Annotated in this window: 9 protein-coding genes; 8 read left to right on the top strand and 1 reads right to left on the bottom strand. The window is 57.4% G+C overall.

What is annotated here, in order from left to right; genetic code table 11:
* Positions 1-131 precede the first annotated feature (131 nt).
* From vccA to HNQ65_RS14305, 8 genes are all read left to right on the top strand, one after another.
* Positions 132-5,051 (top strand): Verru_Chthon cassette protein A, encoded by a 4,920-nt coding sequence (gene vccA, locus HNQ65_RS14340; protein ID WP_184340236.1) that lies wholly within the window; start codon positions 132-134, stop codon positions 5,049-5,051.
* An 8-nt stretch (positions 5,052-5,059) separates the two neighbouring features.
* The gene (vccB, locus tag HNQ65_RS14335) at positions 5,060-5,554 is read left to right on the top strand and encodes a Verru_Chthon cassette protein B (RefSeq protein WP_184340234.1); all 495 of its coding nucleotides are present in this window, start codon (positions 5,060-5,062) and stop codon (positions 5,552-5,554) included.
* A gap of 11 nt (positions 5,555-5,565) precedes the next feature.
* Positions 5,566-6,822, top strand: a complete 1,257-nt coding sequence (gene vccC / locus HNQ65_RS14330; RefSeq protein ID WP_184340233.1) for a Verru_Chthon cassette protein C — start codon at positions 5,566-5,568, stop codon at positions 6,820-6,822.
* A 71-nt stretch (positions 6,823-6,893) separates the two neighbouring features.
* Entirely contained in the window at positions 6,894-7,604 is a 711-nt protein-coding gene (vccD, locus tag HNQ65_RS14325; protein WP_184340232.1) for a Verru_Chthon cassette protein D, read from the top strand.
* A 92-nt stretch (positions 7,605-7,696) separates the two neighbouring features.
* Positions 7,697-9,154, top strand: coding sequence for an IMP dehydrogenase (gene guaB / locus HNQ65_RS14320; RefSeq protein ID WP_184340231.1), 1,458 nt, complete (start codon positions 7,697-7,699; stop codon positions 9,152-9,154).
* A gap of 48 nt (positions 9,155-9,202) precedes the next feature.
* Positions 9,203-10,723: a glutamine-hydrolyzing GMP synthase gene (gene guaA, locus HNQ65_RS14315; protein WP_184340230.1), complete on the top strand. Its 1,521-nt coding sequence runs from the start codon at positions 9,203-9,205 to the stop codon at positions 10,721-10,723.
* Between the two features lie 4 nt (positions 10,724-10,727).
* On the top strand, positions 10,728-11,363 hold the full coding sequence (tmk, locus tag HNQ65_RS14310; protein ID WP_184340229.1) for a dTMP kinase: 636 nt from the start codon (positions 10,728-10,730) through the stop codon (positions 11,361-11,363).
* The gene (locus HNQ65_RS14305; protein ID WP_184340228.1) at positions 11,353-12,348 is read left to right on the top strand and encodes a hypothetical protein; all 996 of its coding nucleotides are present in this window, start codon (positions 11,353-11,355) and stop codon (positions 12,346-12,348) included. The genes tmk and HNQ65_RS14305 overlap by 11 nt, the downstream gene beginning before the upstream one ends.
* A 6-nt stretch (positions 12,349-12,354) precedes the next feature.
* Here the strand turns inward: HNQ65_RS14305 and HNQ65_RS14300 are convergent, their stop codons facing one another.
* Positions 12,355-13,422: a substrate-binding domain-containing protein gene (locus HNQ65_RS14300; protein WP_184340227.1), complete on the bottom strand. Its 1,068-nt coding sequence runs from the start codon at positions 13,420-13,422 to the stop codon at positions 12,355-12,357.
* Positions 13,423-13,447 lie beyond the last annotated feature (25 nt).

Raw genomic sequence — 13,447 nt, 5'->3', positions numbered from 1 at the left:
GACCAAATCTCATGCCATGTTGAACTGTCCGGGCAATTCGTTGTCTGTAGTTACAAAATAAATACTCTTGATGTTTCGAGGGGTATTTCGTAGCATCAGGTAAATCAGGAAATTCAACCTCCGCTCATTTTATGAATGCATCACAGCATATTCGCCGTACCGACCGGCGCAGGAAAGCCATCGCGCTTGTCCTTGTCATCACCGTAGTGGCCCTGATGTCCATTTTAATGGTGGCTATTTTTTCGGTCACCCGCATGGAGTACAAATCCACGCAGGCGTTTGTATATAGCAAATCGGCCAAGCAACTGGGGGACATCGCCACTGCGATCGTCCAGGCGCAGATCGCAAACGGGCAGAATCCAGATAATTACAATCAACGGGTCACCGCCAAAATGTACACTCATGCCACGCAGCCGGGCATGGTGCGCACCTATGATTCTTCGGGCAATTTTTACGCGGCCTACAAGCTCTACTCCAGTGCCAACATGAAAGTCACAGGTGACGAAAGCGGCCTGTACACAGACCAACATGTGCCGCCATCTGCTTGGAATACCATGCCGGCCCGCTACGTGGATCTTAACGAGCCAGTAGTCCGCCCGGGACTGGCCAATGGCACCTACGCGGTCTATTTCCCCATTTTGGATCCGCGTGCCGCCTGGAACTATGGTGTGGGAGGACAAAGTGCCGGAGCTGTCGTAGGCAGCACTCAAGTAGAAGGCTTTTCCTACACCAAAGCAGCCCCCAGCGTAGGGACGGGAGGAGGTCAGGACTACTCCTCGACGATCGTGACTCCGGCGGATGCCTCCAACCCGGACAATCTTCGTCTGCCGATGCCTGTGGAATGGATGTATGTTCTGGAAGATGGCACTCTCGGGGTGCTTGATAACTCCAACAACTTTGTTAGTTCCAGCCAGGCAACTACCGCAAGCGCGAGCAATCCTATCGTGGGTCGCATCGCATTCTGGACTGACGACGAATCCTGCAAGGTCAACATCAACACGGCATCCGAGCCCACCTTCCTGACTTCTCCCTTTTTCTTTCATGAGCGAGATTCAAAATGGGCTCATTTCCCGCCTGTGACAGGAGAGTATCAGCGCTATCCCGGCCATCCCGCCACCGTTGCACTGAGTTCTGTTCTTGCCCCCAACTACAGTTTTGACCCGCTTTTGCCGAAGCAGGATGGATTTTCGAGTTTCATGGATCTGGTGAGGCTCAAGGAGAAATTTTACAGCATCGCCCCCAAAATCAGCGGTGGCGGCTCTGAAGCTGGAACCCGCCCGTTTGCCCAGGATGACTTTTCCGGCCAGAATGGCGAGCGCAGTTCGGCTGTTGCTGTTGATCTTACCACCAATGCCAAGGCACGACTCTATGCGACGGTGGACGAGCTTTTGTTCCAAGATGGCTACGTGGCGAGCAAGGGCCGTGTCCAGCAGCTCACTGACAGCGGCACCGACCAGCTGCCGAATGGCAACTATCTCCTCAGTCACGATGTCATCGAACGCTCCCGCTTTTTCCTGACGGCGCAGAGCCGCTCCCCCGAGTTCAGCATCCACGGGCTTCCTCGCGTGTGCATCTGGCCTGTGGCGGACGAAAATCAGAAGAAGGACAAATGGCGCACGACTTTTGACAACATGATCGCCTACTGCGCTACGATCCAGAGAAAGAGCTCAACCACAGACACTTATAAGAAAAGCTACATCTTCCGCCGGGCCGATTCGCGCAGCGGCAGCAACGATCTGAACATCAATCGTAACAGCCAGCTGCTGGACTACCTTGTGGACCAGATGTCTCTTCTGAGCTGGCCTAACACTGCCTTCAATGCCAGCAGCAGCTTCGACAACTTTGCCTCCAAATATGGCAACGACAACGTCAACCAGCTTGCCATTCAGTTCTTCGACTACATCCGCAGCACCAATCTTTACGACGGCATCACCGCGCGAAACAACAACGCATGGAACGCCGCGGGCTCCTCGGTGGTGGATCTTTATAACTACCGGGATAACAACTTCTCTGACTGCTACACCTTTACCAGTCAGCGCATTTCGCCTCAGCCGACGTCAACCGTTGTGTCTGGTGACAATGCCTCGAGCAACCAGCAGGCCGTCTCATCTACTGGAATTCTTCCTGGCCATGGACAGGTCTCGCCGGCAGTGTGGAAAAAAGGCGGTCGCAGCTACAAAGGCTTTGGCCGCATGATCACCATTTCAGAAATTGGCTTCCAGTTTATTTGCACGGCGGATGGACAGATCGATGGCGGATCTTTGAACCACGCTATCTGGAATAAAGCGAACCCTACTTATGGGCTGGGCGGTGGTACCGCTCTCAGGTATGGAGTCAATCCCGGGGATGGCGTCGAAACAACCAATGTGGCCTACCCGGGCCTGACCCTCACAACGAATAATGCTCCTGCGAATGCTTACTATTATTCCAATTTCCCGCCACTGACTCAACTTGCCAGTGTTACAGCTGCACAGACTATTTACGGGACTGAGACTACCCCGAGAGGTACCACCAAGCATCCATCGAAACATCCGGGCTTTTATCCGCAGTTCTGGAATATGACCCTGCCTGATGGGGTCTGGCTTGATAGTGATTCCAAGCGTGTTCAGGTCATGCTGCTGCTCGAAGCCTTCTGCCCGAGCCTCGGATACACCGGCATTTACCCTGAATACACCATCGTTTTGGATGGCAGCACGATCTCCAACATGAAGATCCATTCCTATCGAGACGGTGAGGTGTCTTTGTTTAACACCACCGGAGACATCCCGATCAAATCTTACACCAACATCTACTCCCAAGGGCGTTCGGCTGACATTCTGGGAGGACATTCAGGCCCGAGCAATATTTCCGGAGGAAGGCATACCCGAGGCATTTCCGGTAGTGGCGGCCTGGTGCTGATGCCCAAAGACGTCAACTATGATGTTAACAACACCTCAGGGCACAATGCCCTCCAAAACTATGCCTTCTGCAGTGACTTCGTTACTGTGGACAGGAGATTGCCCATGCGGGTGACCTTTCCTACCGGAGATATCAAAGTCTCGATCTATGATACTCACAATTGGGAGACAGCTTCCCCCGTGCAGGTCATGTATGTCAATTTCAGCAGCCTTGGTTCCTCTGTCCCAGTGCCTAATCTGGCAGAATCTAAACCCTACACTGAATCAGTTGATTCTTTTGGCAGGATTGTTTACACACGCACTCTGGTGGGCCCCCACTACTGGGTGGCCAATTACGAAGGCTGCATCGGCCGCATGACAGGCCTGCCCAACCCTCAGTTTGATGGACGCAATTCTTTCTGGCTCCAAGGGCCTGCGCCCGCTCCGTCTGCCATCAGCTCAGACGCTCCCGGGGCGCGTAATGCACAAGCTATCCGAGGCCGACTTGACACTACCGCCTCCCTCATCAACGAGACCCGCACTGGTGTCAGCCCTCAGGCTGTTACAGTCATTGCACCGAACGGTGTCAACCAGCCGACCGATGTCGTTCGAAGCATTGTCCCGGCCATGGGTGACTACCGCACCCTGGCTGCCAGGAACGAGGTGCCCAGCAGCTGGTGGATGCCACATCCTCTCTCGGTTGATCCCTCACTCTTTCAAGTGCATAGCTTCACCAATTCGATGGCGAATGCCGAGCCTGGTGTGAAGCTCGCGCAGGCGAATGCGGACAACAGTGTGGATCCCCAAGCTTACAACAGCTTCTACGACAATTCGTATCAGCTCATCGGCGGAGCTCGATTCAACACCAATGCTTTGGGCAACACCTATAATGGTGTGCACCCAAGACAAGCCGACCTCCCTCCTAGCCGCGACTTTGCCACTGCCGCCAATGCTTTTGGCGACTTTGATACTGGCTTGTCCAATGCCCGTGAAGGCCCGTATATCAACAAGCCGGACGAAGGCAACTTCTATGCTGGAAACGAGACGCTCAACAATCAGACCAAGTTCTTCCGTTCAGCTTATTTCTTTAACACATGGCATAATGCAGACGACTGGCGCAGCGGCATCTATATGACGCCGAACCGCATGATCGCCTCTCCAGTCATGTTTGGCTCATTGCCGACTGGAGTCTGGGGTAATCCGAGCGGCCTGCCCACGGCATCAAGTGCCAGCAACGACTATGCCCCATGGCAGACCCTGCTTTTCCGCCCTCACGCCCAGATCAACGGCCTGAGTCCTGTTTCGCAATCCAGCCATCCCGGCATGCAGGATCCCTCTGACCACTACCTGCTCGACATGTTCTTCATGCCGGTGGTTGAGCCCTATGCCATCAGCGAACCGCTCTCGATCGCTGGTCGTATAAACATGAATTATCAGATCATGCCCTTCATCAACATCCGTCGTGCCACCGGCATGCATGCCGTGATGAAAGGTGAGTTCATGACAGCCATTCCGAACGAAGACATCGTCCCCTCCAAGGAATACTATCCTCTAGGAGGCGGCTCGACCGCGGCTTGGGATCAGCGCTATTGGAATGATGCCGGAGACAACAAGTTCTGGCACCGCCAGCTGGATGTGGCAGCCACACTACGCCAGTTTGACCTGAAGTTCCTGCATCAGTCAGGTGGTCAGAAGTCCTATGCCGGGCTCTTCCGTTCGGCCAGCCAGATCTGTGACATGCACCTGATTCCGCAGACTAAGAACGGCGGCAATAACATCACCAATCCTACGGGTGTGCTCAACGCCACAAGCCAGAACCAGATCAATGAGATCATGAACAGCTTCTGGTCCTACAATCGGCCTACTGGAGATAATGTGCGTGAGCGCCCCTATTCCAACTTGTATGCACGCCTGACCACCCGCAGCAACACTTTCCGGGTGCATGTGCGCACTCAGGTGCTGAAAAAAGCACGTTCGACAGACGCCACCACCTTTGTCCCAGGCACAGACCAGGTGCTTAGTGAGTATCGCGGTTCTGTCCTGCTGGAACGCTACATCGATCCAAACGACCCCAACCTCGTCATTCCTGACTATGCCGAAGGGGCGGTCAACCAGGCACCTCTTGATTCCTTCTACCGTTTCCACGCACTGGAAACCAAGCGCTTCAACCCATGAACCGTGTCATGAATTTATCCATTCCCAGTCGCCGAGCGGGTTCCAGGCGTGCCTCTTTTTCCAACGCTGGATTCTCCCTTGTGGAAGTCGCCTTGGCTGTAGCGATTGCGGCACTTGCGATCATCACCTTGCTGGGGCTGCTCCCGCAAGGGCTTGAAATGTCTCGCAAGACCTCCCTGCTCACCACCAACAGCAACATTCTGGAGCAGGTCATACGCAATTACGAGAACATGCAGTTCACCTCGTTGCCGAGTGGCTTAACGCTCAAGTACTTTACGGACCAGGGCCTGGAGGTGTCGGCCACCTCGAAGGAAATTAGCTATGTGGTCCAGATTGATGCAAGATTCAAGGCGGCACTGCCCAAGGCAGAGACGGAAGAGCCCAATCTGTGCCGCCTTGTGATCAAGGTAGCCACGACGAGCAATACCTCATTCAATTTCGAATCGCCAGACACCAAGATGTCTTATGCGACTTTTAACCATCTCATTGCCAAAAGCCGCTGACTTTTTCCGCCATGAAACACTCAAAATACATGGTCAAGGCAGCAGGTGGCCGTAAGTCCAGAGCGCGTGCATCTGCAGACGGCTTCACGCTGATCGAGCTCCTCGTGTCCATCACCTTCCTTGTCATTCTCATGCTGGTGGTGACCCAAGTGATGGGCATTGTTCAGCGCACCTGGGTGCGCAGTAATTCGCGTGTGTCACAGTTCCGTGAGGCACGAAAAGCCTTCGATTTGCTTTCCAGCAATCTAAGCCAGGCCACGCTCAATACTTATTGGGCCAGTGACCTGAAGACACTGAACAACGATGCCCTCGGGCAGGCGATTCAAACTCCGGATGGATTCAAAAGGCAGTCAGAGCTTCACTTTATCTGTGGACCGACGACCGAAATTTTGACAGGAGCTACGATGGCGCAGTTTCCCGGGCATGCCGTCTTTTTCCAGGCTCCCCTGGGAGTTGTTAGAACTGACGCGAGCGCTGTCAATGCTGCTGCGGCTGGAACCGCAACCACTGTGGCGGACATGGCCAATCTGACCAACCTGATCTGTGGACGAGGTTATTTCGTGGAACTGGACAGCGATGCCTATTTCCGGCCTTCATTCCTGAACAGCGCGCCTTACTCGACTCTCGTGCCAACCCGCACGCGGCTTCGGCTCATGGAGTACAGCCCGACGGCTGACGCAAACCGCATCTACGACAGCAATTATCGTTCAAATCCTTCAAACATCAGGCAGTGGTATCAAAATACAGAAAGCGGTGCACTGGCTAATGATGTGCGTTCTGCCAAGGTCAATGGCACTGAAAATGATGCGACTTTCGGGCGCTTTTTCACCCGGCCAATTGCAGAAAACATTCTCGCACTCGTCATTTCTCCGCAGACTGAAAATACTTCCACCACGGGTACGGCATCCAGTGACGTGTATCAAATAGCACCTGACTACACCTACGATTCATCGCAACTCGGGCCGGCTGTGTCGGGTACCGCGCCTCAGGGGACGCAGCATCTGCTGCCGCCGCTTCTCAAGGTTACCATGATCGCTTTGGATGAGCGGTCGGGCGAGTATCTGGCTTCCACAACCAACACTGCCCAGCTCACCCAGCTCATGACCGATGTCGGCGGCCTCTTTAAGTCTGCCAGCCGTTACACTCAAGATCTCGAAGGAACTCCTGAAACACCAGGTGCGCTCAGGCAGATGTTGCTCGCGGCGAAGCTGAACTACCGTGTTTTTACGACCACCATTGCTCTCAGGCAGGCACGGTGGAGCTTCTAGTCCAAGTCATTCTTCCTGAATCTTCACCCTCTTCAATTTAACATTTTAGTCATCAAGCTATGAAACGCTTCATGTCTCTCTCAGCACCGCGTTCCCGTGGATTTAGCCTTATCGAAATGCTCGTGGTTATTACCATCGTGGTTATGCTGCTGGCTTTGGCCACGCCGGCGCTCACACGAACCATGCAGGCCAGCAGGCTATCTGCCGCAGGGGAGGCCATGGTGGGATCATTGTCGGAAGCGCAGCAGACCGCCAGCAGCACCAACTCTCCAGTGGAGATACGTTTTTTCAGCTTCGCAGAAGATCAGGACCAGTCGCCAGTTTATCACGCTTATCAGCTTTTCAAAATCACTCAGGTTAATCAAGGGGGTAATGGAGGCGCTGTGAACATTCAGGAAGTGATGACGCCCGTGGGCAATTTGGTGCGGCTTCCTGAGGGCATTATTATTCCGGCTGATGACACACTCAGCGGGGCGATCTACACCAAAGGAGGTGGTGTCAATGACACCAAGCCCGGATCATCCTCGGGTTACTCGGGGGTGAACGGCGCCAAATATAATGCCATTCGGTTCATGCCTGATGGCTCGTGCCTCGTGGTCGGTGCTGCCACCCAAGGTGGGATGGCTGTCACAACTACTCCTAAGGATCTCAGTAAAAACTGCTTCACTCTGACTTTCGGTTCCGGAACTCCGGTGACGCAGGCCAACCTGCCCAAGAATTTCTTCGTCATCCAGATCGACCCCTACACTGGCAAAGTGCGGAGCTACAAGCCAGGCTTCTAATTGTGGCTGGCGAGAGAGGCCCTGAATGGGCACGTTGTGCATATCGGTCAAATTTCCGCATGACAGAAGCCTGATCGTGGCTTGAATGGCGCATGGGTGAACTGCCATCTCTCGCTTTAAGTTTCGACGACGTTCTTGTCCTTCCCGGACTGAGTCAGGTGCTGCCTGGGGACGTCGATGTTTCCACCAAACTGGCCTCCATCGGCCTGAATGTGCCGATTCTCTCCTCGGCCATGGACACCGTCACGGAGTCCGAGCTCGCCATCGCCCTTGCGCGTGAGGGCGGGTTGGGAGTGATCCACCGCAACTGCCCCATCGACCAGCAGGCCGAGCACGTGGCACGGGTGAAGCGCTCTGAAAATACCGTCATTCAGCATCCGCATACCGTTTCGCCTGAGACAAAGCTCGGCGAGGTGCAGCGCCTGATGCATGAGAAGGGTGTCAGCGGCTTCCCGGTGGTGGATGCCCAGGGCAAACTGGCCGGCATGGTGACCAGCCGCGACATGTGGTACATTGAGGACGAAGCCACGCCCGTCTCGGCCATCATGACTCCACGTGACAAGCTGGCCACCGGCACGCCGCAGACCAGTTTTGAGGACGCTCTGAAGATCCTCTACACCCAGCGCATCGAAAAGCTCCCGCTGGTCGATTCCAACGGCAAGCTGGCCGGTCTGATCACCAAGCAGGACATCGTGAAGCGCCAGATGTTTACCAATGCCGCCAAGGACGCCAACGGTCAGCTCCGCGTGGGTGCCGCTGTGGGTGTGGGTGAAGACTGCGTGGCACGCGGTCTGGCCATGCAGGCAGCCGGGGCAGATGCCGTCTTTATCGACGCCGCCACCGGTCACACCAGCCGCGTGATGCAGGTCATCGCCCGTCTGCGTGAGAGTCTAGGCTCCAGCATTCCGATCGTGGCTGGCAATGTGGTCACTGCCGATGGTGCGCGCGACCTTGTGAAAGCAGGCGCTTCTGCCGTCAAGGTGGGGGTGGGCCCTGGCTCCATCTGCACCACGCGTATCATTTCCGGCGTGGGCATGCCGCAGTTTACAGCTGTGCAGGAGGTGGCTGCTGTCTGCCGTGAGGCAGGCGTGACCGTCATTGCTGATGGTGGCATCCGTTATTCAGGCGACATCGTCAAAGCGCTCGCTGCAGGTGCTGATTTCGTGATGCTGGGATCTCTCCTGGCTGGCACGGCTGAAAGCCCTGGTAATATGGTCAAGTGGCAGGGGCGCACCTTCAAGGAATACCGTGGCATGGGCAGTCTCAAGGCCATGCGTAAAGGTGCTGGCGATCGCTACGGGCAGAACAGTTCCGGCAAACTGGTGCCCGAAGGCGTCGAAGCACGCGTGCCATACAAAGGCCCGCTTGCTGAGGTGGTCTTCCAGCTCATCGGCGGCCTTCGCTCCGGCATGGGCTACGTGGGTGCCAATACGCTTGACGAACTGCGCGCCAAGGCCCGCTTTGTCCGCATCACTGCCGGTGGTCTCAAGGAGAGCCATCCGCACGATGTCGTCATCACCGAAGAGCCGGTGAACTATGAGCCGCATTGATGCTCTGGCTTTCGCTGCTTCACACTCTACCTCCGTCATCTCCCCCTCATGACCCTGCAAGAAGTCGCCGTTCTCGATTACGGCTCCCAGTACTCCCAGCTCATCGTCCGCCGTGTGCGCGAACTGGGCTTTGCCTCGCACCTTTATCCGCCTGCTGAGCTGGCCAATCTGCAAAACCCCGGAGCCATCATCCTCTCTGGAGGCCCGCGCAGCACGTCAGATGTCGATGCTCCAGATGTGGACTACGACAAGCTGATGTCCTTTGGAGTGCCTGTGCTGGGCGTGTGCTATGGCATGCAACTGCTGAACATCAAGCACGGCGGCACAGTGAAGCCGGGGGTGACCCGCGAGTATGGCCCTGCCAAGCTGGTGGTGACTGATCACGCGGATCTCTTCAGTGGCATCTCGCATGAGTCCCAGGTCTGGATGAGCCACAGTGATACGTGCGCCAATCTCGCCAGCACCACGCAGGTCATCGCCACGAATGAAGACGCCGTGCCCGTGGCGCTGAAGTGGTCTGACCGCTGCTGGGGCATCCAGTTTCACCCAGAGGTCACGCATTCGCATGAGGGGACCGCGATTCTCAAGAACTTCCTGACCAAGAGCGGCGCCACCCTAGCCAAGTTCGACATCCAGGCCTTCAAGGCGCAGATGCTTGAGCGCATCAAGGCCGAGGTGGGCAGCCGTGAGGTGATCTGCGGCGTTTCTGGTGGTGTGGACAGCACGGTGCTGGCCGTGCTGCTGGCCAAGGCTGGCGTGAAAGTGCGCTGCATTTTCATCGACACTGGCATGATGCGCCTGAATGAAGGCGCAGAAGTTAAGCAGCTCTTTGCAGAGGTTGGTGTGCCGATCGAACAGATCGATGCCAGCGCCGTCTTCCTGGGCGCGCTGAAAGGCGTGACCGACCCTGAACAAAAGCGCCGCATTATCGGCACGCTGTTTGTGGAGGAGTTTTGGAAGGTGGCCGACAACGTGGAACTGCTGGCGCAGGGGACGCTCTATCCTGACGTGATCGAGAGCGCCACGAGCGGCAGCATTGCCAGCAAGATCAAGACGCACCACAACCGAGTGGACCGCATCATGGAACTGAAAGAGCAAGGCAAGGTGCTCGAACCTCTGGCCGAGCTCTTCAAGGATGAGGTGCGTGCTCTCGGCGCCAGCCTGGGCATTCCGCATCAGGCGCTGTGGCGTCATCCATTCCCGGGTCCGGGGCTGGCTGTGCGTATTCCGGGAGAGATCACCGCTGAGCGTGTGGCCACCACCCAGCAGGCGGATGCCATCTTCATCAATGAGCTGCGCCGTAGCGGCTGGTATGAGCGTACCTGGCAGGCCTATGCCGCGCTGCTGCCGGTGAAAACCGTGGGTGTCAAAGGAGACGAACGCAGCTATGAGCAGGCCATCTCCCTGCGTGCTGTCATCAGCGAAGACGCCATGACCGCCGACTGGGTGGAACTGCCCTACTCCGTGCTGCGGAATGCCTCCAACAAGATCCTCAACAGCGTCAAAGGCGTGAACCGCGTGCTATACGACATCAGCACCAAGCCGCCTGCCAGCATTGAGTGGGAGTGATGCGATGAGCGCTGGTTTCCTGCTCTCCTTTGAAGGCTCCGAAGGCTGCGGCAAGTCCACGCAGATAGGCCTGCTGCGCACGCGGCTGGAGACTGCGGGGCGGCGTGTGGTCGTGCTGCGCGAGCCAGGCGGCACGGAGCTGGGAGAGAGCATCCGGCATCTGCTGCAGCATGCCAAGGAAGGGGCCACGATGTCCAATGAGACGGAGCTGCTGCTCTTTGCCGCCAGCCGGGCCCAGCTGGTGCGCGAGAAGATCCGCCCGCTGCTGGATGACGGTGCGTTTGTCATTCTGGACCGCTTCCTGGACTCCACGACGGTTTATCAAGGCGTGGCGCGCGGCCTGCCGCTGGAGAGTGTGCGTGCCATCAATCATTTTGCCATCGGTGGCACGCTGCCTGCCCTGACGCTGCTGCTCGACATGGACAGCACCATCGCACGGCAGCGCATTCACCAGGCGGGACGCGCCTTGGATCGTATCGAAAGCCAGCCGATGGAGTTCTTTGAAAAGGTCCGCCAAGGCTACCTTGATCTGGCGCGTGCCGAGCCGGGTCGCATCCGCATCATCGATGCAGCGGTTGCGCCGGAGGCCGTGCACGAAAACATCTGGCAGATCATCACCGCGCAAACCCATGCCGTTTAAGAGCGACCATGCCCTAGAGCTCCTCGGCCGTGCCCGTGACAACGGCCGTCTGGGACACGCCTACCTGATCACTGGGCCGAAGGCGGCGCAGCATGAAGTTTTTGCCGCCAGAGCCTTGGATCTCCTGGTGGGCACCAAGATGGGCTCCCTGGAAGGTTGGGAAGGGCAGGGGGCTGTAGTCCTCCGCCCGCAGAGCAAATCCCGCCGCATCACCATCGGCGATGATGGCGACGATCCCGGCACCATCCGCTTTCTGGAAAAGATGATTCACCAGACCGCCGCGCCCAACGGCTGGAAGCTGGCCGTGATCGTGGATGCCGAGCGCATGAACGTGCAGGCGCAGAACGCCTTTCTCAAGACGCTGGAGGAGCCGCCGCCGAACACACTGCTCCTGCTGCTGACCACGCAGCCCGAGCAGCTGCTGCCCACCATCCAGTCTCGTGTGATCGAGATCTCTCTGCTGCCACCGGATGGCGCGCGCATCTTTACCGAGCACGAGGGCAGGCTGCTCTATGTGCTCAAGCGCATGGCCTCCAAGCAGGGCGGCAGCATCGCGGAGGCGCTTTCGCTCAAGAAGGATTTTGAAGACATTCTCGAAAGCCTGCACGACTCCATCAAAAAGGAGCAGGAGGCTGAGTTTGAGCGTGAGCAGGAGCATTACGCCAAGACCACCGATGGAACTTGGTTGAAGCAACGCGAAGAGCAGGTGGAGGCGCAGATCGAGGCCGAGTATCTGCAGCAGCGCACCTCGCTGATGGAGCTGCTGCTTTCATGGATGGGTGATGTGGCGCGTCAGCAGGCTGGGGCCGTGAATCTGGATCTGCCAAAATTTCAAGATGCCACCGCCGCCCTGGCTGCACGCTGGCAGCCCGGAGATGTGACCAAGCGAATCCGCGTGCTGCGTCAGCTGGAAAGCCACCTGCATACCAATGTGAATGAAGGGCTGGCGCTGGAGGTGTGCTTCATTGAGGCGTTTGGAGCCTAGGGTTCTTCACACCGTCTCGCCACGTCGCAGGTCTGGCATCAGTCTCGCGGGCTTGGTGCTGGTGTGGCCGGTCTGCGCAAGTTGCAGCACCAGTTTTGCGAGACGACGGGCAAATTTGGCGGCATCGGCGGAGTAACGTGTCACCTTTGGCGAGACATGGTCTAGGAAGGCGTCGTCATCGCGGGAGACGACAGCAAAGTCTCGCGGCAGGCGGTGGCCGAGGCGAAGCAGATGCGTCACCACTGTGAGTGCATGGATGGAGCGCGCGACGAGAAAAGCCGTGGGGGCCGGTTTGCGCTTGAGTGCTTCACTGAGTGTCGCGATCACCTGTTCGGCTGTTTCATGGTGAGGCAGTACGCAGGGCTCGGCATCGCGGGTGGCAAAGGCTTCACGAAATCCCAGCGCGCTGTCCACATCGCCGCCATGAGAGGAGTCAGGCAGCAGCAGCGCGATACGGCGGTGCCCTTTTTGCATCAACATCGTGGCGGCGTGGCGGCAGGTGGCGCGGTAGTCCAGATCCACGGAGGGAAGAGAAAGCCCCTCGGCGCATGAGCCTGCGATGACCACAGGCATCTGCTGCTCGGCAAACCAGCGCTGCATGACAGGAGTGGATCGGAAAAGCACCCATGCTGCGGCCGGTGCGCGTTGTGTCAGTTTTTTCAAGCCACCTGCCGGCTTGGCTGTGAAGCAGTGCGTGCTCACATGCACCTCCAGCTGATAGCCTGCCTCTGCGAGGAGCTCGCGCAGGGAGTCCATCCAGAACAGCACAAACGGAGGCATGGCCTGCTGCGGGACGGGTGATAAAAGCGCTATCAGATGCGAGGCGGCGGGCTTTCCACTTGAGCTGGCGGATGGCGCGAGGATCTGCCGCCGCTTGTTCACCACGGGCCCGATCACACCTTCCTGTTCCAGTTGTGAGAGCACCGCGCGCAGTGTGGGGCGGCTGATGCGCAGGCGCGTGCAGAGCATGCGCTCAGATGGCAGCACGTCCTGCCATTCTCCGCGCAGCAGGGCTTCGCGGAGAAAGTCGGCGCTGTGTGTCACGAGTGAAGGGCGGGGCGGTACGGCGTGCATGGCAGGAGTGTTACATGATGCCGTG

It is taken from the genome of Prosthecobacter vanneervenii (genome assembly GCF_014203095.1).
Taxonomy (GTDB): Bacteria; Verrucomicrobiota; Verrucomicrobiia; order Verrucomicrobiales; family Verrucomicrobiaceae; genus Prosthecobacter; species Prosthecobacter vanneervenii.
The sequence above is the reverse complement of the archived record's forward strand: the minus strand, read 5'-3'. Positions and strand labels throughout refer to the sequence as shown.

Excerpts from the sequence above, each read along its gene's own strand:
- guaA (WP_184340230.1), top strand. The coding sequence starts at position 9,203 with ATGACCCTGCAAGAAGTCGCCGTTCTCGATTACGGCTCCCAGTACTCC.
- HNQ65_RS14300 (WP_184340227.1), bottom strand. The coding sequence starts at position 13,422 with ATGCACGCCGTACCGCCCCGCCCTTCACTCGTGACACACAGCGCCGAC.
- vccA (WP_184340236.1), top strand. The coding sequence starts at position 132 with ATGAATGCATCACAGCATATTCGCCGTACCGACCGGCGCAGGAAAGCC.
- vccD (WP_184340232.1), top strand. The coding sequence starts at position 6,894 with ATGTCTCTCTCAGCACCGCGTTCCCGTGGATTTAGCCTTATCGAAATG.
- vccB (WP_184340234.1), top strand. The coding sequence starts at position 5,060 with ATGAATTTATCCATTCCCAGTCGCCGAGCGGGTTCCAGGCGTGCCTCT.
- HNQ65_RS14305 (WP_184340228.1), top strand. The coding sequence starts at position 11,353 with ATGCCGTTTAAGAGCGACCATGCCCTAGAGCTCCTCGGCCGTGCCCGT.
- vccC (WP_184340233.1), top strand. The coding sequence starts at position 5,566 with ATGAAACACTCAAAATACATGGTCAAGGCAGCAGGTGGCCGTAAGTCC.
- tmk (WP_184340229.1), top strand. The coding sequence starts at position 10,728 with ATGAGCGCTGGTTTCCTGCTCTCCTTTGAAGGCTCCGAAGGCTGCGGC.
- guaB (WP_184340231.1), top strand. The coding sequence starts at position 7,697 with ATGGGTGAACTGCCATCTCTCGCTTTAAGTTTCGACGACGTTCTTGTC.